Source organism: Kitasatospora sp. NPDC030952 (assembly GCF_055571335.1).
Genome location: NZ_JBVIFM010000005.1, coordinates 319,204 through 341,526, shown reverse-complemented (window position 1 = coordinate 341,526; position 22,323 = coordinate 319,204). Strand labels below are relative to the sequence as shown.

The window sequence follows — 22,323 nt, the reverse complement described above, 5'->3', positions numbered from 1 at the left end:
CTCTGCGGGGCCGGGGGAGGGGGCCGCGCGGGGACGGGGGAGGGCGTGCTGGGGTGAGCGGGCCGCCGGGGGGAGTCGGCGTTGGCCGAGCGTACGACCCAACTCCCGTCTCGGGAAGGGGTGCAGGGCCTTGAGCAGGGCCCTGTCAGTACCGCACGGGCCCTCCGGGCGTGTCAACGGCGGACGGCGCCGGGCGGCGGGCGCGCACCGCGCGTGCCGGGGCGGTCACCGGCGGGCGCGGATCGCGCCGGGGCGCACGGGCGGGGACCGGCCCGGACGGGCCGTTCCCCGGATTGGGCTACCCTTGAGGGTCACCCCTCCCGTGCCGGATCGCGGCACCGAATCACGTCGTAAGGGTTCCTAGTACATGACTGTCGAATCGGTCTTCCCACGCCTGGAGGCCCTCCTCCCGCACGTCCAGAAGCCGATCCAGTACGTCGGCGGCGAGCTCAACTCGACCGTCAAGGACTGGGACGCCTGCGACGTCCGTTGGGCGCTGATGTACCCCGACGCCTACGAGGTCGGGCTCCCCAACCAGGGCGTCATGATCCTCTACGAGGTGCTGAACGAGCGCGAGGGCGTGCTCGCCGAGCGCACCTACAGCGTCTGGCCGGACCTCGAGGCGCTGATGCGCGAGCAGGGCGTCCCGCAGTTCACGGTGGACGCCCACCGCCCGGTCAAGGCCTTCGACGTGTTCGGGCTGTCGTTCTCCACCGAGCTCGGCTACACCAACATGCTGACCGCGCTCGACCTGGCCGGCATCCCGCTGGAGGCCAAGGACCGCACCGACGAGGACCCGATCGTCCTGGCCGGCGGCCACGCGGCCTTCAACCCCGAGCCGATCGCGGACTTCCTCGACTGCGCGGTGATCGGCGACGGCGAGCAGGCCGTCCTCGACATCACCGAGATCATCCGCGCCTGGAAGGCCGAGGGCCGCCCGGGCGGGCGCGACGAACTGCTGCTGCGCCTGGCGCGCACCGGCGGGGTGTACGTGCCGAAGTTCTACGACGTGGAGTACCTGGCCGACGGCCGGATCGGCCGCGTCGTGCCGAACGCCCCGGGCGTGCCGTGGCGGGTGTCCAAGCACACCGTGATGGACCTCGACGAGTGGCCGTACCCCAAGCAGCCGCTCGTCCCGCTCGCGGAGACCGTCCACGAGCGGATGTCCGTGGAGATCTTCCGCGGCTGCACCCGCGGCTGCCGCTTCTGCCAGGCCGGCATGATCACGCGCCCCGTGCGGGAGCGAAGCATCACCGGCATCGGCGAGATGGTCGAGCGCGGGCTCAAGGCGACCGGCTTCGAGGAGGTCGGCCTGCTGTCGCTGTCCAGCGCCGACCACACCGAGATCGGCGACATCGCCAAGGGCCTGGCCGACCGCTACACCGAGGACAAGATCGGCCTGTCGCTGCCGTCCACCCGCGTCGACGCCTTCAACATCGACCTCGCCAACGAGCTGTCCCGCAACGGACGCCGCTCGGGCCTCACCTTCGCCCCCGAGGGCGGTAGCGAGCGCATGCGCAAGGTGATCAACAAGATGGTGTCGGAGGAGGACCTGATCCGCACCGTCGCCACCGCCTACGGCAACGGCTGGCGCCAGGTGAAGCTGTACTTCATGTGCGGCCTGCCCACCGAGACCGACGAGGACGTGCTCCAGATCGGCGAGATGGCGAAGAACGTCATCCAGAAGGGCCGCGAGGTCACCGGCCAGAACGACATCCGCTGCACCGTCTCCATCGGCGGGTTCGTGCCCAAGCCGCACACCCCGTTCCAGTGGGCCCCGCAGCTGTCCGCCGAGGCCACCGATGCCCGCCTCGCCAAGCTGCGCGACTCCATCCGCGGCGACCGCAAGTACGGCAAGAACATCGGCTACCGCTACCACGACGGCAAGCCCGGCATCGTCGAGGGCCTGCTCTCCCGCGGCGACCGCCGGATCGGCGCCGTCATCCGCGCCGTCTACGAGGACGGCGGCCGCTTCGACGGCTGGCGCGAGTACTTCTCGTACGACCGCTGGATGGCCTCCGCCGAGAAGGGCCTGGCCGGCACCGGCGTCGACGTCGACTGGTACACCACCCGCGAGCGCTCCTACGAGGAGGTGCTGCCCTGGGACCACCTGGACAGCGGCCTCGACAAGGACTGGCTGTGGGAGGACTGGCAGGACGCCCTGGAGGAGGTCGAGGTCGACGACTGCCGCTGGACGCCGTGCTTCGACTGCGGCGTGTGCCCGCAGATGGACACGGCCATCCAGATCGGCCCCACCGGCAAGAAGCTGCTGCCGTTGACGGTCGTCAACAAGTAGGCGGCGTACGTCCTTCGACCCCCGTCCGGAGTGTTCCGGGCGGGGGTCGGTCGTGGGCGGCTGACCAGGGGCGGAGCGAGGGGGGTGGCGGGGCGCGTACCCTTTGAGGTGACAGCGTCCGGACAGTGGCGGGTTTGCGCCGCGCCGGACGGGGAGAACTGACTAAGGACTGAGCGACCCTGGCACGCCGTACGCCCGACGGTCCGCCGCCCGCGCCGACGGTGCAGCGGATTCGTCTCCGCTACACCAAGCGCGGCCGGCTCCGCTTCACCAGCCACCGTGACTTCCAGCGCGCCTTCGAGCGCGCCCTGCGCCGGTCCGCCGTTCCGATGGCCTACTCGGCCGGCTTCACCCCGCACCCGAAGGTCTCCTACGCGAACGCCGCCCCGACCGGGGTCGCGAGCGAGGCGGAGTACCTGGAGATCGGGCTGGCCGCCGCGCGTGACCCGGAGGAGCTGCGGGCGCAGCTGGACGGCTCGCTGCCGCCCGGCCTGGACGTGATCGACGCGGTCGAGGTCCGGACGCCGAACTTCGTGGAGCGCCTGGAGGCCTCCGAGTGGCTGATGCGCCTGGACGGCGTGGAGCCGGACGAGGCGGTGCGGGCGGTCCGGAAGTTCCTCGCCGAGGAGAAGGTCGAGGTCGAGCGCCGGACCAAGAACGGCGTGCGGGTCTTCGACGCGCGCGGTGCGGTGGCGGCGCTCGAAGCCGTCGAGCCGCAGGTCGACGGTGGTGCGGACACGGCGGCCGGAATCGACCGCGATGTTCGGACCGGCCGTCCCTGTGCGATACTGCGCCTGGTAGTACGACACGCGACACCCGCCGTACGACCCGACGACGTATTGTCCGGTCTCCGTGCGACGGCCGACCTGGCGCCGCCGGTCCCCGCAGAGGTGACCAGGCTGGCGCAGGGGCCGCTCGACGAGGAGTCCGGCACGGTGACCGACCCGCTGGCGCTCGACCGCGCTGCGGCCCCGGCAGGCTGAGAAACGGCCGCCGGGCCGCACGCTACCGCGTCCGCCTAGTGGGCGGAGGCCGGGTCCAGTGCCTCACTGGATCCGACGGTCCTCCAGGGTTCCCGCGGCTCCCCAGGGGAGCGAGCGTCGTCGCAGCACAGGCCGGCCACTCGGGGCCCGTCGACCAGGACGGTCGATGGGCCCGGGACCCCGTCCGGGAGCCACCCGGGGTTGGGGGACGGCTCAGCTTGGGAAAACCACAGAAGACTGGTCAGACCAGAAGACTTTCGACACCCCGCGCCACGCGGGGCGCCGAGCGAGACTACGAGCCCCTGTGCGGCCTCGCGTCCGCGCGGCGGCACCGTCAAAGGGTCCGGCCCGAGCATCGTCGCGATGCCGGCCGCCCACTGGTGCCGCGCCGTGCCCGGATGCGGAGCCCGGGGGCCTGACGGGAGATCCACCCGCATGCTCGATAACACCGATCCGCAGCAGAACGCGGCCACGGAACAGAACGAAACCGCCGCGACCGGTGGTGAGGGCGCGTCCGCCGCGCCGCCGCGCCGTCGTCGCCGGGCGGTGTCCCGCCCGGCGGGCACCCCGCAGGGGGCGGCCACCGAGGCGGCCGAGACGGTCGTCCCGGTTGAGACGACGGTCACCCCGGCCGAGGCGCCTGCCGCCGAGGCGGCCCCGGCCGCCGAGAAGCCGGTCCGGGCCCGCCGGACCCGCAAGCGGGCCGAGGCTCCGGCCGGTGCTCCGGAGGAGACCGCGATCGTGGTCACCGCTCCGGAGGCCGAGGCGGCGGAGAGCAAGGCCGCGCAGACCAAGGCCACGCAGACCAAGGCCGAAGAGACCAAGGCCGAGGAGAAGGCGGAGAAGCCCGTTCGGGCCCGCCGTACCCGCAAGCGGGCCGAGGCGCCCGTCGAGGCGCCCGTCGAGACCGTCGCCGCCGAGGAGCCCGCGGTCGAGACCGCCGCCCCGGTCGCGGCCCCCGTCGCCGAGCCGGTGGCCGAGGAGGCCCCGGCCGCTCCGGCGCGCCGCCCCCGCCGCCGTCGCGTGGTCGAGGCCGCGCCGGTGGTCGAGGCCCCGGTCGAGGAGCCGGTGGCCGAGGAGCCCGCCGTCGAGGAGGAGCCCGTCGCGGAGGAGGCCGTCGAGGCCGCCGCCGAGGCTCCCGCCGCCGCGCCCGCGCCGGTCGCCGAGGCCGAGCCGCACCACCGGGTGCGCCGCCGTGCGGTCCGCCCGGCCACCGCGGTGTTCCAGGCCCCGGTCTTCCAGGAGCCCGCCCCCTACGTCGCGCCCGCCGCGCCGCAGCAGCCGGCCGCCGCCGCCGCGGCTCCGGCCCCGGTGCCGGTCGAGGCCCCGGCCGCCGCCGAGCGCTCGGAAGAGGACGAGTACGAGTACAGCGGCGTCGGCCGCCGTCGCCGGGTCCGCACCCGGGTCGAGCCGGGCCGCCGCAGGGCGGCCGCCGAGGCGCCGGCCAAGGCACCTGCCAAGGCTGCCCCCGCCAAGGCCGCCCCCGCGAAGGCCGCCGCCAAGGCCCCCGTGGTGGAGGCCCCGGTCGTCGAGACGCCCGCCGTGGAGGCCCCCGCCGCCGGTCCGGAGACCGAGGACGAGTGGGAGGACGGCCGTCCGTCGCGCCGTCGCCGTCGGGGCGGCCGCCGTCGTCGCCGTGGTGAGGCCGAGGAGTTCGAGGCCGCCGAGACCGAGCAGCCCGTCGCCGTCGTCGAGGAGCCGGCCCACCTCGCCGAGGAGGAGGACGAGGACGAGGACGACCTGGCCTCCGGCCTGTCCTCGTCCCGCCGTCGCCGCCGCCGTCGCCGCCGCAGCGGTGAGGCCGGCGCCGTCGAGACCGCCGAGACCACCGAGGACGGCGTCCGCACGGTGGTGAAGGTGCGCGAGCCGCGCCGCCGCTCCACCGAGCCGTCCTTCGACCCGGACGAGGTGCAGTCCATCAAGGGCTCGACCCGTCTGGAGGCGAAGAAGCAGCGCCGCCGCGAGGGTCGCGAGCTGGGCCGCCGCCGGGTGCCGATCATCACCGAGGCCGAGTTCCTGGCCCGCCGGGAGTCGGTCGAGCGCGTCATGGTGGTGCGCCAGAACGGCCAGCGCACCCAGATCGGTGTGCTCGAGGACGGCGTGCTGGTCGAGCACTACGTCAACAAGGAGCAGGCCACCTCGTACGTCGGCAACGTCTACCTGGGCAAGGTCCAGAACGTGCTGCCGTCGATGGAGGCCGCCTTCGTCGACATCGGCAAGGGCCGCAACGCGGTGCTGTACGCCGGTGAGGTCAACTTCGGCGCGCTGGGCCACGGCGGCCCGCGCCGGATCGAGTCGGTGCTGAAGTCCGGCCAGTCCGTGCTGGTGCAGGTCTCCAAGGACCCGATCGGCCACAAGGGCGCCCGCCTGACCAGCCAGATCTCGCTGCCCGGCCGCTACCTGGTGTACGTGCCCGAGGGCTCGATGACCGGCATCTCGCGCAAGCTGCCCGAGAACGAGCGCGCCCGGCTGAAGCAGATCCTGAAGAAGATCGTCCCGGACGACGCGGGCGTCATCGTGCGCACCGCCGCCGAGGGCGCCTCCGAGGAGGAGCTGACCCGCGACGTCCAGCGCCTCCAGCAGCAGTGGGAGGACATCCAGAAGAAGGCCGCGACCGGCAACGCCCCGGCGCTGCTGTACGGCGAGCCGGACATGACCGTCCGGGTCGTCCGCGACATCTTCAACGAGGACTTCACCAAGGTCATCGTCTCCGGCGACGAGGCGTGGACGACCATCCACGAGTACGTCTCCAACGTGGCCCCGGACCTCGCCGAGCGGCTCCAGCGGTGGACCTCCGAGGTGGACGTGTTCGCCACCTACCGGATCGACGAGCAGCTGATGAAGGCGCTGGACCGCAAGGTCTGGCTGCCCAGCGGCGGTTCGCTGGTGATCGACCGCACCGAGGCGATGGTCGTCGTCGACGTCAACACCGGGAAGTTCGTCGGCCAGGGCGGCAACCTGGAGGAGACGGTCACCCGGAACAACATCGAGGCGGCAGAGGAGATCGTGCGCCAGCTGCGGCTGCGCGACCTCGGCGGCATCATCGTGATCGACTTCATCGACATGGTCCTGGAGTCCAACCGCGACCTGGTGCTGCGTCGGCTGCTGGAGTGCCTGGGCCGGGACCGGACCAAGCACCAGGTGGCCGAGGTCACCTCGCTGGGCCTGGTCCAGATGACCCGCAAGCGGGTCGGCCAGGGCCTGCTGGAGTCCTTCTCCGAGGCCTGCGTGCACTGCAACGGCCGCGGTGTGATCGTCCACATGGAGCAGCCGAGCGCCCACGTCCACACCTCGGCGGCCACCGCCGTCGAGGTCGGCAGCGGCAAGCGCCGTCGCCGGGGCAAGGGCGGCGCGGGCCACGAGGAGCCGCAGGCCGTCGAGGCCGGGTCGACGGTGGCCGAGGCCTTCGCCGAGGCCGACGTGGAGCCGGCCGAGCCGGTGCGCGAGGAGATCGAGGGCCAGCTGGCCCTGGAGGTCCCGGGCGTCGAGGTGACGGAGGAGGCCCCGGCGGCCGAGACCGCCGTGGTCGAGGCGCCGGTGGCCGAGGCCCCCGCCGCCGCTCCGGCCGGCCGTCCGCGCCGCCGCGCGGTGCGCAAGGCGACGGCTCCGGCGGGTGCGCCGCAGGCCGCCGAGATCGTGGTGCTGCAGGCGAAGGCCGACGCGGCCCTGGAGGCGGCCCTGGCCGCCGCCGCTCCGGCCGTCGAGACCGCGGAGGCCGTCGTCGAGGTCGCCGCGGAGGCGGCGCCCGAGGCCGCCGCCGAGCCCGCCGTCGTGGAGGCCGCGGAGGCCCCCGCGGTGGAGGAGGAGTCCGCCGAGGAGGCCCCGGCCCCCAAGAAGCGGGCCGCCCGCAAGACCGCCGCGAAGAAGACCGCCGCCAAGAAGACCACCACGGCGGCCAAGAAGACCACCGCCCGCAAGACCGCGACCAAGCGGACGAGCGCGGCGGCCAAGAAGGCCGCGGCCGCCGAGGGTGATACGGCGGCCGAGTAGTGCCCGCGCCCGGGGCGGGAGTCCTTCCCGCCCCGGGCCGTACGGGCCGGTTTGCCCCCGGGGCGGCCGGTCCGTATTCTTGACCTTCGGCGTGTCTACGCCGCGCTCCCGAGCACATCACCTTCCCGAGAGCACCGCGCCCAGCGCGGGGCGAACGGGGAGAGGCTCCTGTGTCCGTACCCAGGCGGCTGGCGTCGGGAGTTCCGACCGAGTTGGGAAAGTAGGTACCGCATGTACGCGATCGTTCGCGCAGGCGGCCGCCAGCACAAGGTCGCCGTCGGCGACGTGCTGGAGATCGACCGTATCGAGGCCAAGCCGGGTGACTCGGTGGAGCTCTCGACCATCCTGGTCGTCGACGGTGAAGCCGTCACCTCCGACCCGTGGGTCCTGGCCGGCGTGAAGGCTCACGCCGAGGTGGTCGACCAGACCAAGGGCGACAAGATCGTCATCCTGCGCTACAAGAACAAGACCGGTTACCGCCGTCGTCAGGGTCACCGTCAGAAGCACACCGCGGTGCGCATCACCAGCATCGACTCGGTCAGCAAGTAAGGGGATAGCGGAAAATGGCACACAAGAAGGGCGCAAGCTCTACTCGTAACGGCCGTGACTCGAACGCCCAGCGCCTCGGCGTGAAGCGCTTCGGTGGCCAGGTCGTCTCCGCCGGCGAGATCATCGTCCGCCAGCGTGGCACCCACTTCCACCCGGGTGCCGGTGTCGGCCGTGGTGGCGACGACACCCTGTTCGCGCTGACCGCCGGTGCGGTGCAGTTCGGCAACCGTCGCGGCCGCAAGGTCGTCAACATCGTGGCCGTCGAGGCCTGAGTCCCCGCGGACTCTCGAGTCTCTCCAGACTCACACTGAAGGGTGGGCCGGAATGTTCCGGTCCACCCTTCGGCTTTACGCAGACAGCAAGCAGACAAATCCGCACTGGAGGCACACCTCATGACCACCTTCGTGGACCGCGTCGAACTCCACGTCGCCGCGGGTAACGGGGGCCACGGCTGCGCCTCCGTGCACCGGGAGAAGTTCAAGCCGCTCGGCGGGCCGGACGGCGGCAACGGCGGGGAGGGCGGCAGTGTCATCCTCACCGTGGACGCGCAGGTCACCACCCTGCTCGAGTACCACCACTCTCCCAAGCGCAAGGCCACCAACGGCAAGCCCGGCGCGGGCGGCCACCGGACCGGCGCCGACGGCGACGACCTCGTCCTGCTGGTGCCGGACGGCACCGTGGTGCTGGACCGCAAGGGCAACGTGCTCGCCGACCTGGTCGGCCACGGCACCAGCTTCGTCGCCGCCCAGGGCGGCCGCGGCGGCCTCGGCAACGCCGCGCTCGCCTCGGCCCGCCGCAAGGCCCCCGGCTTCGCGCTGCTCGGCGAGCCGGGCGACGCCCGCGACATCGTGATGGAGCTCAAGTCCGTCGCCGACGTGGCCCTGGTCGGCTACCCGAGCGCCGGCAAGTCCTCGCTGATCTCGGTGCTCTCCGCCGCCAAGCCGAAGATCGCGGACTACCCGTTCACCACCCTGATCCCCAACCTCGGCGTGGTCACCGCCGGCGACACCGTCTACACCATCGCCGACGTGCCCGGCCTGATCCCCGGCGCCAGCCAGGGCCGCGGCCTGGGCCTGGAGTTCCTGCGGCACGTCGAGCGCTGCTCGGTGCTGGTGCACGTGCTGGACTGCGCCACCCTGGAGCCCGGCCGCGACCCGCTGAGCGACCTGGAGACCATCGAGGCCGAGCTCGCCGAGTACGGCGGCCTGGAGGACCGGCCGCGCCTGGTCGCGCTCAACAAGGTCGACGTCCCGGACGGCCAGGACATCGCCGACCTGACCCGCGCCTCGCTGGAGGAGCGCGGCTTCCAGGTGTTCGAGGTCTCCGCCGCCTCCCGCAAGGGCCTGCGCGAGCTGAGCTTCGCGGTGGCGAAGATCGTCGCCGAGGCGCGCGCCGCCAAGCCGGTGGAGGAGTCCACCCGGATCGTGCTGCGGCCCACCGCCGTGGACGACGAGGGCTTCACCATCGAGGAGGAGGACGGCGCCTACCGCATCCGCGGCGTCAAGCCGGAGCGCTGGGTCCGCCAGACCGACTTCAGCAACGACGAGGCCGTCGGCTACCTCGCCGACCGGCTGGCCCGCCTCGGCATCGAGGACCGGCTGTGGAAGATCGGGGCGCACGAGGGCGACACCGTCATCATCGGCCCGGAGGAGAACGCCGTCGTCTTCGACTGGGAGCCGACCATGGCCGCCGGCGCCGAGATGCTCGGCCGCCGCGGTGAGGACCACCGGATGGAGACCCAGCGCCCGGCCGTCGACCGCCGGCGCGAGAAGCAGAAGGGCCGGGACGCGGCCGAGGCCGAGTTCCTCGCCTTCGAGGCGCTCTCCGGCGGCCGGCAGGCCGCCATCGAGGACGACGAGGACCAGTAGGGTCCGGTCGGTCTCCGGAAAGGCCCCCGCCACCTCGACCGGTGGCGGGGGCCTTTCCCGTGCTCAGGGGTGACGCGGCGTCACTTCGACCAGGAGGCCTGGAGCTTGAGCAGGTCGTTCAGGTCCGTGTAGCCGACCGCGACCGGGCTGGTGCCGGTGATCGAGATGATGTCGCAGCCCTTGGTCTCGGCGCCCTTGGCGACGCCCTGGAACTTCGCCCCGGTGCACTTGGGCAGCGGGTTGGTGGCGTTCAGGACGGGCAGGCCCTTGTTGCCGGCGGCGTCGAAGAGGACGAACTTCGAGTCCGGGGCGGTGAAGGACAGGCTGGCGTCGCCGAGGTTCTTGACGGTGTAGCTGACGTAGACCGGGGTGCGGCCGTCCAGGCCGGTGGTCGGGACCTTGGCGGCGGTGAGGTCCTGCAGCGAGCCGACCTCGATGCCGGTGACGGTGATCTGCAGCTTGGTGGAGACGTTGGAGGTCTTGTCGGCGAAGTCGACGGTGGCCGGCTGACCGACCTTCACCGCGGTGGCGGCCTGCGGGACCTTGCCGCCGGCCGCGCCACCGGCGCCGCCGCCCGCCGAACCGGCCGTACCGGCGCCACCGGTCGCGGCGCCGCCGGTGGCCGCACCGCCCGCGGTGGCACCGCCGGTGGCCGCGCCCGACGGGGCGGCGGTCGAACCGCCGGCCGCACCGCCGGTGGCCGCGCCGGTCTGGGCCGGAGCCGCTCCGGTGGCGCCGCCCTTGCCGGTCGGGGAGTCCGAGTTGTCCGGGCCGCACGCGGCGAGCGAGAGGGCGGTGGCCGCCGCCAGGGCGGCGACGGTCAGCTTCGTGGTGTGCGAACGCATGGTGTGCTTTTCTCCTGGCGCGCGACCGCGAACCCGTTGCCGGTCTGCCCAGCGCGGTGCCGCCCCCGTGTCACAGGAAGGTCGAAGACGAGTGGGCACAGCGGGCAGGAAGCCGTCCCCCGATCTGGCTTTTGGTCAGGGACCATACCAGCCATCCGGATGGGCGGCCGGGCTGTGGCGGGCCGGTGACCAGGGCGGGTCCAGCCGGTGAAACACCCTGGGGGTGACCTGCGCGGATCGCGTAGATTTCGGGCATGACGGCCGGGCAGGGCCCCGCCGCACCAGCACCACACCGGAAGGGCGTACAGCGAGATGAGCGAGGACTCACTGCGGGAGGAGGTGCTGACCGCACGGCGGATCGTGGTCAAGGTCGGCTCCTCCTCACTCACCACGGCGGCCGGCGGCCTGGACGCCGACCGGGTCGACGCCCTGGTGGACGCGCTCGCCAAGGTGCGCAGCCGTCCGGACGCGCCCGAGGTCGTCCTCGTCTCCTCCGGTGCCATCGCCGCCGGGCTCGCCCCGCTCGGCCTGGACAAGCGGCCAAAGGACCTGGCCCGTCAGCAGGCCGCCGCCAGTGTCGGCCAGGGACTGCTGGTCGCCCGGTACACCGCCTCCTTCGCCCGGTACGGCATCCGGGTCGGCCAGGTGCTGCTCACCGCCGAGGACGCCAGCCGGCGCGCCCACTACCGCAACGCCTACCGGACGCTGGACCAGCTGCTGGCGATGGGCGCGATGCCGGTCGTCAACGAGAACGACACCGTCGCCACCGCCGAAATCAAGTTCGGGGACAACGACCGGCTGGCCGCGCTGGTCGCCCACTTGGTCCGGGCCGACCTGCTGGTGCTGCTCTCCGACGTGGACGGCCTCTATGACGGCGACCCGTCCCGGCCCGGCACCAGCCGGATCGCCGAGGTGGGCGGCCCGCACGACCTCGACGGCATCCAGATCGGCAGCGCCGGCAAGGCGGGCGTCGGCACCGGCGGCATGGTCACCAAGGTCGAGGCGGCCCGGATCGCCACCGGCGCGGGCATCCCGGTGGTGCTCACCGCGGCCAGCCACGCCGCGGACGCGCTGGCCGGACGGCCCACCGGCACGCTCTTCCGGCGCACCGGCAGCCGCACCTCCGACCGGATGCTCTGGCTGGCCCATGCGAGCAGCCCGCGCGGCGCCCTGCACCTGGACGCGGGCGCGGTCGAGGCGGTCGTCTCCGGCGGTGCCTCGCTGCTGCCGGCCGGGGTGACCAAGGTCGACGGGGAGTTCGCCGCGGGTGATCCGGTGGACCTTCTTGCCGAAAACGGCCACATCGTGGCCCGCGGACTGGTCAACTTTGATGCGAGGGAGTTGCCCCGCCTGCTCGGCCGGTCCACCCGCGACCTGGCCCAGGAGTTCGGCGCCGGGTACGAGCGCGAGGTCGTCCACCGCGACGACCTGGTCGTTCTGCACGGCTGACCGGCCGTCCGGCCGGCACCGGCCGAGCGGCGCAGTGCGGTCGGCGGGCCGCTCCGAACCGGGAGCGGTCCGGCCGCGGGCGAGGAGGGGCGCAGCCGTACCGGTCGGCCGAGGGCCGGCGGGCCGGGGGGACGACACGAGATCGCCGAACAGGAGGCCGCCGGTGGAACGCAGGCGCGAGGCAGCGCTGACCGGAGGGACGGCGGGCCGGCGGCTGACCAGTATCGACGGCGGACGCGGGGACGCCCCCGCCGAGCCGGCCGGTCCGTCGCCGCAGAGGCCCGGCGGGGCGCGCAGGGTGCGGCCGCAGCGCGCCCAGGCCGCGGACCCGCCCAGCGTGCCGGAGCAGGCGCGGCTGTGGCACGTGGTGCTGAGCGTGGCCGGGCAGACCACCCCGTTGTCCTCGCTGCGGGCCTCACTGGAGCAGCTGGCGCACGACCACTCGTTCTTCCTGACCGCCCGCTACGCGGCCGACCACGCCGAGATCCGGTACTGGGAACAGGCCCGGGACCTGCACGACGCGGCGGCGATCGCGCTGCGCCTGTGGGGCGAGCACAAGGTGACCGCCAAGCTGCCGCCGTGGGAGATCGTCGGGCTGGAGGTGGTGGACCGGGCGACGTACCACAAGCGGGTCGCGGAGGGCTTCGGCACGCCGCCGCCGCACCTGGGCGGGGTGCACCCGTACTGACCGGCGGTCCGGCCGGTGTCTCACCGGGCGAAATGACGGTCGGGGGGCACGGGCCAGTCGCTACCCTTGGCGGCATGACCAGCGATCTCGCCACCGCCGACAGCCCCGTCCTCGCCGTAGCGCGCCGAGCCCGGGAGGCCGCCGCCGCGCTCGCCCCGCTGCCGCGCCGGGCCAAGGACGCCGCGCTGCTGGCGATCGCGGACGCGCTGGTCGCCCGCGGTGCCGAGATCGTCGCGGCCAACGCCGAGGACGTGGAGCGGGCCCGCGCGGCGGGGACGGCCGAGTCGGTGATCGACCGGCTGAGCCTGACCGACGAGCGGATCGCCGCGATCGCCTCCGACGTGCGGGACGTGGCCGGCCTGGCCGACCCGGTCGGCGAGGTGGTGCGCGGCTACACGCTGCCGAACGGCCTGGACGTGCGCCAGGTCCGGGTGCCGCTGGGCGTGGTCGGCATCATCTACGAGGCCCGGCCGAACGTCACCGTCGACGCGGCCGCGCTCTGCCTGAAGTCCGGCAACGCGGTGCTGCTGCGCGGCTCCGCCTCCGCCTACCGCTCCAACACCGCGCTGGTCGCCGTCCTGCGGGACGCCGTGGTCGCGGCCGGGCTGCCGGCCGACGTGATCCAGCTGGTGCCGGGGGAGAGCCGGGAGTCGGTGCAGGAGCTGATGCGCGCCCGCGGCCTGGTCGACGTGCTGATCCCGCGCGGCGGGGCCTCGCTGATCCGCACCGTGGTCGAGGGCTCGACCGTTCCGGTGATCGAGACCGGCACCGGCAACTGCCACGTGTACGTGGACGCGCGGACCGACCTGGCGATGGCCGTCGCGATCCTGCTGAACTCCAAGGCACAGCGGGTCAGCGTCTGCAACTCCGCCGAGACGCTGCTGGTGCACCAGGACGTCGCGGACGAGTTCCTGCCGCTCGCCCTGGCCGCCCTGGCGGAGGCCGGGGTGACGGTGCACGGCGACGAGGCGGTGCTCAAGGCGGCCGAGGGCACCGGCGCCACCGTGGTGCCGGCCACCGACGAGGACTGGGGCGCCGAGTACCTCTCGTACGACCTGGCCGCGGCCGTGGTGCCCTCGCTGGACGCCGCCGTCGCGCACATCCGCCGGTGGTCCTCCGGCCACACCGAGGCGATCGTCACCACCTCGCAGGCCGCCGCCCGCCGCTTCACCCAGCTGGTGGACTCGACCACGGTGGCCGTCAACGCCTCCACCCGGTTCACCGACGGCGGTGAGTTCGGCTTCGGCGCGGAGATCGGCATCTCCACCCAGAAGCTGCACGCCCGCGGCCCGATGGGCCTGCCGGAGCTGACCAGCACCAAGTACATCGTCACTGGTGACGGGCATGTCCGCGGTTAGGCCTGTCTCCTGGATTCGGTCGGATCGGGCCAGGATCCAGGTGACAGGCCTTGGGCGACGCAGACCGTGGGCGGGGGCGCGGACGCCCGCTGAGGGGTGGCCGTCACACGTGTGACGGACCAACTGCCGGGAGCCACAGACAAATCGCCCGGCCGGTAATACGCTGAATCCGTGGCTGAGGATGTGGGGGGCTTGCCGTACCCCGACGGCGCCGACCACGGTGGTGCGGACGACGAGTTCGCCACCGTGGTCTTCGATGAGGCCTTCGTCCGGTCCGCCGCCGTGCACGAGCCGACGGCCAAGGAGCGGCAGCTCGCCGCCGCCGAGGCCCGGTTCGAGCCGGACGCCGCGGGACCGGGCTGGAGCTATGACGTTCCGGTCGGGGACGGGCTGCCGTTGGAGCTGCGCCCGCACCCGAGCGGACTCGACGACGATCACCTCTACCCCGACCCGTGGTCGGGCCCGGGCCGGGCGGGCGGGCATCCGGGACGGCGCTGGGGACGGCGCTACGACCCGGTGCGGACCCGCGGCCGGTACGTGGCCCAGCAGCGCTGGCACCGGCCGGTGGCCTGGGTGCTCGCCGTGATCATGGGCGTGAGCCTGGTGGCGGTGGCGGTCGCGGCGATCTACCAGGGCGTGGGCGGCACCTCGGGCGCTCCCCGGCGCCCGGAGTCCGGCAACAGCAGCCCGGGGGCGGACCCGCGGTCCGCGCCCGCCGAGCCGCTACCGGTGGTCACCGCACCGGCCGGCTGACCGGGGGGCGTGCGCCCGGGGCGGCCGGTCACGGAGCGTTCCCGGCAATCTGCGCCGGGACCCTCGTGGCGGGCCCCGGGTGCGCCTACCCTGGTGCTATGGGTGACCCGCGCGAGCCTCCTGAGGGTACGCCCGAGGGCGGTTCCGGCAATGAGGACGAGTTCCGGTCCGTCGTCTTCGACGAGTCGTTCGTCCGCGCTGCCCGGATCCAGGAGCTCTCCGCCCGGGAACGGCTCGCGGGCTCCTTCGGCAAGGCCACCCGGGCCCGGGTGCGGCTGGGCCCGCTGGGCTCCGTGCCGCGCCAGGCGCTGGCCCTGCTGCTGCTGATCCTGCTGGCCTTCGGGGCCGCGGTGTACTTCGGAGTGAACTCGCCCAAAGGCATCCCGCTGCGGCCGGAGGGCAGTCAACTCACCGTCAGCCTGGTCGCGTTGAGCCCGGCTTCGACCGTACGGCCGGTCGCCGACCCGGCGCATCCGTTCGCCGCGCTGCCCCCCGGGTACGGGGACGGGACGGCCGGGCTGAACACCCCCGCCGGGGCCGCCACCGAGCACTTCAGCAAGGTCGAGGTGACCAAGGCGCTCGACACCGTGCAGCGCTACCTGGTCGCCTCCTCGCTGTCCCCCGCGGCGCTGGTCCAGGGCGTCACCACGGACGTGCGGGCCTACGTCACGCCCGGTGAGCAGGCCCAGTTCGACGCCTCCGCCGCCCAGCCGGTGGACGACCGGCACCACGCGGTGACCGGCTGGATCGTCCGCTTCGACCCGGCACAGGTCGCGCTCGCCTCCGACACCGTGAAGACGGTCGGCGCGATGCGGGTCGACGAGGCGGACGGCAGCACCCTGCAGATCACCACCGACCACACCTTCGTCTACGCGCTGAAGCCCGCCGGGGCCCCGGCCGGAGCGCCGGTCACCCTGGAGACCGTGCGGCGCGAGCTGACCTTCCAGTTCGACCGGGTCGACCTGGGGCAGGCGCAGCTGCGGCTGGTGGACGCGGTGCTGCAGGCCGGGCCGGAGCCGTGCGCCGCCTCGATGGCGGGCTTCCTGCAGCCGGTGCTGGCCACCGGCCAGGGCACCGCGGTGGCGCCGCCGACGCCGGTCGACCCGGGCAACCACGCGCGGCCGGCCTGGCAGGTGTGCGGGGTGCTGGCGGGGAGCTGAGCGGGTGGTCGGTGGTCGGTGGTCGGCGGTCGGCGGTCGGCGGTCGGTGGCCGGTGGCCGGTGGTCGGTGGCCAGCAGTCGGCAGTCGGTGGCCGGCGGTCGGCGGTCGGTAGCCGGCGGTCGGGAGCGGCGGACGGCCGGTGGCCCGGGTGGGTCACCGGCCGTCCGCGGCGCAGGGTGGGGGCGCCGGTTCAGCCCTCGGCGCGGTCCGAGGAGCCGCCCGCCTGGTCCCCCGGGGTGGAGCCGCCGCGGCTGCCGCTGCCGCCGGTGAAGGTGTCGCGCAGCTTGCCGCCGACCGTCGCGGCGCCGCCGGCCACGTCCCGCAGCAGGCCCATCAGCGGGTCCTTGCTCTCCTTCACCGAGGTCGAGTAGTGCTCGGCCGCGGCCTTCCACTGCTCGCCGACCGAGGCCTCCCGGTCGTCCGTGCGGCGCGGGTAGGCGCCGGCCAGGATCGAGCGGTACTCGTCGCTCTCCGCCCACTTCTTCAGCTGGGCGACCCGGACCACCGCGAACGGGTGGGTCTGCGGCAGCAGCTGGAGCAGCTTGAGCACGCCGTCGCGCAGGTCCCCGGCCTTCTCGTACTCCTCGGCCTGCTCCAGGAAGGCGTCGACGTTCATCTCGGCCAGGTTGTGCCCGCCGGCCAGCTTCATCAGGGCCCGCATGGACGCCTGGAGGTCCTGCCCGGCGAGCAGGCCGGCCCGGTCGCTGGACAGCTCGGCCTTGCGGAACCACTCCTTGAGCGCGGTGATGACCGCCGTGATCGCCAGGTTGCCGAGCGGCACCCAGGCGATCCGGGTGGCGATGTTGGTGAGGATCATCAGCATCGTCCGGTAGACGGCGTGGCCGGACATCGCGTGGCCGACCTCGTGGCCGATGACGGAGCGCAGCTCCTCCTCGTCCATCAGCTCGACCAGGCCGCTGGTGATCACGATGATCGGGGTGTCGATGCCGATGGTGAAGGCGTTGACCGACGGGTCCTGGGTGACGTAGAGGTCCGGGACCTGCTCCAGGTCGAGCACGTAGGCGGCGTCCCGCACCATGTCGTGCAGTTCGGGGAACTGGCGCTCGGAGGTCTTCACGGCGGTTGCCAGGAACATCAGTCGGATCGCGCGCTCGGAGACCAGTCCGGCGAGCTTCTTCAGGATGTCGTCGAAGCCGGACAGCTTGCGCAGGGCCACCAGCGCGGAGCGGTCCGCGGGGTGTTCCCAGGCCCGGGTGGAGATCTCGGGGAAGCGCCGGCGGCGGCGGCTCGGGGTCTTCGCGGTCGTGTCGGTCATGGTCTGCGTACCTCCTGGTCGACGGCGGCCCGGCGCAGCGCCCGGCCCCCCGCTGGTCTTCGCCTGCAACGACTCGTCTGCTCGACTGCTCGTCTGCAACGACTGCCTGTGCAACGTCCGCGGTTGCGTACTCGTCCCCGGGGTGCGGTCACGGGCGCGGGCACGGCCGCGGTCACGGGCGGGTCGGCGGGTCACGGGGGCCGGTGGGTGGCGCCGGTGTGAGGCGGGTTTACCCTGAATGCCCTGGAGAACCGGGACCGGATCCGGCCGCGGTACGAGCAGTTCGAGGAGCCCCTCAGATGTCCACCGAAGCGCTGGTCAGCCTGGCCGCCCCCATCTCCGACGAGGCCGGCCCGGGCCTGTTCCTGCGGATCATCGTGGTCGCGTCCTTCGTCGGGATCGGCCTGCTGGTCTGGATCATGGCCCGCGCCTTCCGGGGCCAGTAGACCCCGCTCCCGGCCGCACCCCCTCACGCCCGGTCAGCGGCGGTGGGCCGCCGAGCGGTTGCCGTGTAACCCCCCGTACGATGACGGGTGGGCCCTCACCGGCCCGGAACCACCCCCAGGTCCGTTCACCGAGCCGAGAAGGTCCCGCCGACCATGAGCACTGCTGCCGCACTCCCCGTTCTGAACCTCCTCGCCGAGGGCGAGGGGGGCAACCACGACAGCCTGAACCCGCTGCTGACGGGTGGCTCCGCGCTGTTCATCCTGGTGCTCCTGCTCTTCATCACGACCCGCTTCAACCGGGACCGCTGAGCCGGGTCCTGGGACCGCTCGGGGAGCGTCCGGCCAGAGGGCCGGCCGCTCCCTCACGCATCTGCGGACAACCCCCACACGGCCGTTCCCGCACCGCAACGGGCGTCGCGTAAGGTGTGGCGGCATGGGAGAGCAGGCCGGGATTCCCGGCGGACCGGAACCGGTGAAGAAGCGCCTCGGCGTGATGGGCGGCACCTTCGACCCGATCCACCACGGCCACCTGGTCGCCGCCAGTGAGGTGGCGAGCGCGTTCCACCTGGACGAGGTGATCTTCGTCCCGACCGGGGAACCCTGGCAGAAGAGCGACCGGCACGTCACGCCGGCCGAGGACCGCTACCTGATGACGGTCATCGCGACCGCCGAGAACCCGCAGTTCTCGGTGAGCCGGATCGACATCGACCGCGAGGGCCCGACGTACACCGTCGACACCCTGCGCGACCTGCACGCCCTCCACCCGGACGCGGACCTCTTCTTCATCACCGGCGCCGACGCGCTGGCCCAGATCCTGTCCTGGCACGACTCGGACGAACTCTTCTCGCTGGCCCACTTCATCGGATGCACCCGGCCGGGGCACACTCTGTCGGACGCCGGACTTCCGGTGGGCGGGGTCTCCCTGGTGGAGGTCCCGGCGCTGGCCATCTCCTCCACGGACTGCCGCAACCGGGTCGCCAAGGGCGAGCCGGTCTGGTACCTCGTCCCGGACGGCGTGGTCCGCTACATCGACAAGCGGGCGCTGTACGCGACGCCGCACGGGACCTGAGCCAGGAGCGGGCGTGACCGATCGCAGCGGTAACGGCAGCGGCAACGGCGGGCAGCAGCCGGAGGAGTGGTCCACCGGGCAGTACCAGCAGCCGTACCAGGAGCCGTATCAGGAGCAGGGGCAGGGCCACGGCCACGGCCACGGCCACGGGTACCAGCAGGGACAGCAGGGGCAGCAGGGGTACGGGCAGCAGTACGAGCAGTCGGCGTACGACCAGTACGGGCAGCCGGTGTACGGGCAGGGCACCTACGGCGGCGGGCAGCAGGCCCAGGGGTACCAGCAGCAGGGGTACGGGCGGACCGGGCAGTTCCCGCAGCAGCAGGGGTACGAGCAGCCGTACGAGCCGCAGACGTACGACCAGTACGGGCAGCCGGTGTACGCGCAGGACCCGTACGGCTACCAGCAGCAGGGGTACCAGGGGTACCAGCAGTCGTACCAGGCCGCGCCGGTCGCCCCGGTGATCGCCGAGCCGCAGCCGCAGTCGCAGCCCGAGCCGTCGGCCGGGCCCGCGGCGCCCGCGGCGCCCGCTGCGCCCGCTGCGCCCGCCGCGCCCGCCGTCGTGCCGCCGCCGCGCCGGCGCACGCCCAAGCCGGCCGAGGCGGCGGCCCCGGCCGAGCCGGCGGCGCCCTCGGAGCAGGTCGCCGGGGCCCGGCCGGGCAAGGCCCGGGCGCCCAAGGACAGTTACAGCACGGGCGAGTTCACCTTCGTCGACGAGGAGGCGGAGGAGTCCGAGGACGTCATCGACTGGCTGAAGTTCGCCGAGTCCCGCAGCGAGGTGCGCGCCGAGCGGCGCCGCAAGCTGAAGAACCGGCTGATCGGCCTGGGCGTGGTGCTGGCGCTCGCGGCCGGCGGTGTCGGCGGCTACCTGTGGTTCACCGGGGACAAGCCGACCGCGGCCGCCGCGGCCGGCGGGCGGCAGGTCAACGTCGTCCACCTGCGCGACCTGCAGGGCAAGGTGTCCAGCGCGCTGCTGGTCGACGACGCCTCCGGGCACAAGGGCACGGTGCTGCTGCTGCCCGACGTGCTGCGGCTGCCCGGCCCCGGCGACCCGCCGGTGACCACGGTCGGCCAGGCCATGGACGCGATCGGCGCCTCGGCCACCCGCGACGGCCTGTCCACCGTGCTCGGCGCCCCGGTGGCCGGCACCTGGCGGCTGGACACCCCGTACCTGGAACTGCTGGTCTCCCAGCTCGGCGGCGTCCGGGTGGACACCAACGCCGAGACCCACGAGGGCGGCAAGCCGGACGGCAAGCTGCTCTCCGCGGCGGGCAAGAACACCCTGCTCAGCGGCAAGGCCGCGGTCGCCTACGCCACCCTGCAGGGGCCCGGCGAGAACCGGGACGCCCAGCTGGCCCGGTTCGGGCAGGTGATGGACGCGGTGGTGCGCACCATGCCGACCGAGTTCAAGGACGCCAAGGACGACGTGCACCGGATGAACGCGGTGCTCGACCCCTCGCTGCCCGAGGACGCCCTGGCCGGGGTGCTCGCCCAGCTCGCCCAGCAGGCGAAGGACGGCCACTTCGGCACCACCGCGCTGACCGTCAAGCCGGACGGCACCCTGGACGAGGCGACCGCCGGCAAGCAGGTCAAGGACGTGCTCGGCGGCACCGTGAAGTCCGCGGCGGCCGGCGACGCCCCCGCCCGGGTCGCGCTGCAGGACGCCTCCGGCAACGACGCGGCGGGCGCCGCCGCGCAGGTCCAGATCGTCAACTCGGGCCTGACGTTCATCCCGGGCGGAGCCAAGACCGCACCGCAGGCCACCAGTGAGATCCGCTACACCGACGACGCCCGGCAGGCCGCCGCGAAGTCCCTGGCGAGCAGCCTGGGGCTGCCGGACACGGCGGTGAAGAAGGTCGGCGACGCCCAGAACGCGGACCTGGTGGTCGTCCTCGGCAAGGACTACCAGCCGCCGAAGAACCAGTAGGCGGCGGCGCCCCCGCTCGTGCCCGCCCCCGCGGCCCCGGAAATGCGTTCCGAGGCCGCGGGAGCGGCGTGAGATCCTGGAAGGCGACCCCGGCCACCGTGCCGGGGACTCCCAAGCCGCCGAGCCGGAAGATCACCGTGACCGTCACCGACCACAGCCAGCAGCTCATCACCGTCGCCGCACAGGCGGCGGCCGACAAGCTCGCGCACAACATCATCGCCTTCGACGTCAGCGAGGTGCTGTCGATCACCGACGCCTTCCTGATCGCCTCCGCGAACAACGACCGCCAGGTCCGCTCGATCGCCGAGGAGATCGAGGACCAGCTGCGCGAGCAGCTGGACATCAAGCCGGTGCGCCGCGAGGGCGAGCGCGACGGCCGCTGGATCCTGCTCGACTACCTGGACATCGTCGTGCACGTCCAGCACTCCGAGGAGCGCTCCTTCTACTCGCTGGACCGCCTCTGGAAGGACTGCCCCGAGCTGCCGCTGCCCGCCGACGCCATGGAGTCGCGCAACCGCCCCGACGCCGTCACCGACGACGCCGGCAACGCCGTCGCCCCGGCCGACGACTTCGGCAAGCCCGAGGACCTGCACTGAGCCGCGACGCGCGGGGCCCGCGCATCGTCTTCTGGCGGCACGGCCAGACCTCCTGGAACCTCGAATCGCGCTTCCAGGGCACCACGGACATCGAGCTGACCGGCCAGGGCGTCCTGCAGGCGCAGCGGGCGGCCCGGCTGCTCTCCGGCCTCCACCCCGACCTGCTGATCTCCTCGGACCTCAAGCGCGCCCGGCGCACCGCCGAGGAGCTGGCCAAGGTCACCGGGCTGGACGTCCAGCACCACGAGGGCCTGCGGGAGACGTACGCGGGCTCCTGGCAGGGGCTGACCAACGCCGAGATCCGTGAGCGCCACCCGGAGGAGTACGCGGCCTGGGCGGCCGGCGAGCCGGTGCGCCGCGGCGGCGGCGAGCTGTCCGTCGAGGTCGCCGAGCGCTCGGTGCCGGTGGTGCTGGAGGCCGTCGCCAAGCTGCCGGAGAACGGCACGCTGGTCGTGGTCAGCCACGGCGGCACCATCCGGACCATGCTCGGGCAGCTGCTGGGTCTGGAGCCGCCCCTCTGGGAGTGCTTCGGCGGGCTGTCCAACTGCTGCTGGTCGGTGCTCGGCCAGGGGGCGCGCGGCTGGCGGCTGCTGGAGCACAACGCGGGCACGCTCCCGCAGCCGGTCATCGGCGACGACACCTGATCCCCACCGGTCGGCACTGGGCGGCGGGGCTTCGGCGGGGGATTCACGGAGGCTTCACGGGGGCCCGGAGGGGGCGGATTTCGCAGTTCCGGGCCTGACCAGCTAGAGTCTTCCTCGTTCGCAGGGAAGGAACGCGGCCCGGAAGGGAAGCGGGAGATCCGGTGAGTGCGGGGCTATAGCTCAGTTGGTAGAGCGCTTGCATGGCATGCAAGAGGTCTGGGGTTCAATTCCCCATAGCTCCACTCCGCATCAGCGGTCGTGGAAATCGGAGTTCCGGAGCCAGGGTCGCCAGTGTCGCGGGGCTGTAGCTCAGTTGGTAGAGCGCTTGCATGGCATGCAAGAGGTCCGGGGTTCAATTCCCCGTAGCTCCACAGCAGTTCGAGAGGCCGCCACCCGGGAACGGGAGGCGGCCTCTCGGCCGTTCCGGG

General features: G+C 73.3%; 19 protein-coding genes and 2 tRNA genes. 19 read left to right on the top strand and 2 right to left on the bottom strand.

Going from position 1 to position 22,323, the window contains the following annotated elements; genetic code table 11:
• The first annotated feature begins 367 nt into the window (after window positions 1–367).
• The 6 genes from ACZ47G_RS13255 (at window position 368) to obgE (ending at window position 9,686) form a co-directional block, all read left to right on the top strand.
• On the top strand, window positions 368–2,296 hold the full coding sequence (locus tag ACZ47G_RS13255; protein WP_465741969.1) for a TIGR03960 family B12-binding radical SAM protein: 1,929 nt from the start codon (window positions 368–370) through the stop codon (window positions 2,294–2,296).
• A 221-nt stretch (window positions 2,297–2,517) separates the two neighbouring features.
• Window positions 2,518–3,279, top strand: a complete 762-nt coding sequence (locus ACZ47G_RS13250; RefSeq protein ID WP_465741967.1) for a TIGR03936 family radical SAM-associated protein — start codon at window positions 2,518–2,520, stop codon at window positions 3,277–3,279.
• Between the two features lie 435 nt (window positions 3,280–3,714).
• Window positions 3,715–7,269 carry an Rne/Rng family ribonuclease gene (locus ACZ47G_RS13245; RefSeq protein ID WP_465741965.1) on the top strand — a complete coding sequence of 1,185 codons (3,555 nt, stop codon included), beginning with the start codon at window positions 3,715–3,717 and terminating at the stop codon, window positions 7,267–7,269.
• A 231-nt stretch (window positions 7,270–7,500) separates the two neighbouring features.
• The gene (gene rplU, locus ACZ47G_RS13240) at window positions 7,501–7,818 is read left to right on the top strand and encodes a 50S ribosomal protein L21 (RefSeq protein ID WP_188307842.1); all 318 of its coding nucleotides are present in this window, start codon (window positions 7,501–7,503) and stop codon (window positions 7,816–7,818) included.
• A 14-nt stretch (window positions 7,819–7,832) separates the two neighbouring features.
• Window positions 7,833–8,090 carry a 50S ribosomal protein L27 gene (rpmA, locus tag ACZ47G_RS13235; RefSeq protein ID WP_030233756.1) on the top strand — a complete coding sequence of 86 codons (258 nt, stop codon included), beginning with the start codon at window positions 7,833–7,835 and terminating at the stop codon, window positions 8,088–8,090.
• 120 nt (window positions 8,091–8,210) lie between these two features.
• Complete coding sequence (gene obgE / locus ACZ47G_RS13230; protein ID WP_380461843.1) at window positions 8,211–9,686, top strand: GTPase ObgE; 1,476 nt, start codon at window positions 8,211–8,213, stop codon at window positions 9,684–9,686.
• 80 nt (window positions 9,687–9,766) lie between these two features.
• On the opposite strand, the gene ACZ47G_RS13225 is transcribed toward obgE, so the two are convergent.
• A complete protein-coding gene (locus ACZ47G_RS13225; protein WP_465741962.1) occupies window positions 9,767–10,531 on the bottom strand; it encodes a hypothetical protein in 765 nt (254 codons plus the stop codon).
• A gap of 312 nt (window positions 10,532–10,843) precedes the next feature.
• Here ACZ47G_RS13225 and proB point away from each other — a divergent pair, with 312 nt between their 5' ends.
• From proB to ACZ47G_RS13200, 5 genes are all read left to right on the top strand, one after another.
• On the top strand, window positions 10,844–11,980 hold the full coding sequence (gene proB, locus ACZ47G_RS13220) for a glutamate 5-kinase (protein ID WP_380462045.1): 1,137 nt from the start codon (window positions 10,844–10,846) through the stop codon (window positions 11,978–11,980).
• A 163-nt stretch (window positions 11,981–12,143) separates the two neighbouring features.
• Window positions 12,144–12,668 (top strand): hypothetical protein, encoded by a 525-nt coding sequence (locus ACZ47G_RS13215; protein ID WP_465741960.1) that lies wholly within the window; start codon window positions 12,144–12,146, stop codon window positions 12,666–12,668.
• Between the two features lie 74 nt (window positions 12,669–12,742).
• The gene (locus tag ACZ47G_RS13210) at window positions 12,743–14,026 is read left to right on the top strand and encodes a glutamate-5-semialdehyde dehydrogenase (protein ID WP_465741958.1); all 1,284 of its coding nucleotides are present in this window, start codon (window positions 12,743–12,745) and stop codon (window positions 14,024–14,026) included.
• A 171-nt stretch (window positions 14,027–14,197) separates the two neighbouring features.
• Entirely contained in the window at window positions 14,198–14,779 is a 582-nt protein-coding gene (locus tag ACZ47G_RS13205; RefSeq protein WP_380523435.1) for an SCO2584 family spore wall biosynthesis protein, read from the top strand.
• 98 nt (window positions 14,780–14,877) lie between these two features.
• On the top strand, window positions 14,878–15,939 hold the full coding sequence (locus tag ACZ47G_RS13200) for an SCO2583 family membrane protein (protein WP_465741955.1): 1,062 nt from the start codon (window positions 14,878–14,880) through the stop codon (window positions 15,937–15,939).
• Window positions 15,940–16,130: 191 nt separating this feature from the next.
• Here ACZ47G_RS13200 and ACZ47G_RS13195 read toward each other — a convergent pair whose 3' ends face one another.
• Window positions 16,131–17,216 (bottom strand): M48 family metallopeptidase, encoded by a 1,086-nt coding sequence (locus ACZ47G_RS13195; RefSeq protein WP_465741953.1) that lies wholly within the window; start codon window positions 17,214–17,216, stop codon window positions 16,131–16,133.
• Between the two features lie 299 nt (window positions 17,217–17,515).
• Between ACZ47G_RS13195 and ACZ47G_RS13190 the strand changes: the two genes are divergently transcribed.
• From ACZ47G_RS13190 to ACZ47G_RS13155, 8 genes are all read left to right on the top strand, one after another.
• On the top strand, window positions 17,516–17,662 hold the full coding sequence (locus ACZ47G_RS13190) for a hypothetical protein (RefSeq protein ID WP_157846575.1): 147 nt from the start codon (window positions 17,516–17,518) through the stop codon (window positions 17,660–17,662).
• Between the two features lie 153 nt (window positions 17,663–17,815).
• Complete coding sequence (locus ACZ47G_RS13185) at window positions 17,816–17,971, top strand: hypothetical protein (protein WP_380462037.1); 156 nt, start codon at window positions 17,816–17,818, stop codon at window positions 17,969–17,971.
• Window positions 17,972–18,095: 124 nt separating this feature from the next.
• On the top strand, window positions 18,096–18,731 hold the full coding sequence (nadD, locus tag ACZ47G_RS13180; protein ID WP_465741950.1) for a nicotinate-nucleotide adenylyltransferase: 636 nt from the start codon (window positions 18,096–18,098) through the stop codon (window positions 18,729–18,731).
• Window positions 18,732–18,744: 13 nt separating this feature from the next.
• Window positions 18,745–20,655, top strand: a complete 1,911-nt coding sequence (locus ACZ47G_RS13175) for an LCP family protein (RefSeq protein WP_465741948.1) — start codon at window positions 18,745–18,747, stop codon at window positions 20,653–20,655.
• A gap of 137 nt (window positions 20,656–20,792) precedes the next feature.
• The gene (gene rsfS / locus ACZ47G_RS13170) at window positions 20,793–21,251 is read left to right on the top strand and encodes a ribosome silencing factor (RefSeq protein ID WP_188306799.1); all 459 of its coding nucleotides are present in this window, start codon (window positions 20,793–20,795) and stop codon (window positions 21,249–21,251) included.
• On the top strand, window positions 21,248–21,895 hold the full coding sequence (locus ACZ47G_RS13165; protein WP_380462046.1) for a histidine phosphatase family protein: 648 nt from the start codon (window positions 21,248–21,250) through the stop codon (window positions 21,893–21,895). The genes rsfS and ACZ47G_RS13165 overlap by 4 nt, the downstream gene beginning before the upstream one ends.
• Before the next feature lie 169 nt (window positions 21,896–22,064).
• Window positions 22,065–22,137 (top strand) — tRNA-Ala (locus tag ACZ47G_RS13160).
• 56 nt (window positions 22,138–22,193) lie between these two features.
• Window positions 22,194–22,266 (top strand) — tRNA-Ala (locus ACZ47G_RS13155).
• Window positions 22,267–22,323: the final 57 nt, after the last annotated feature.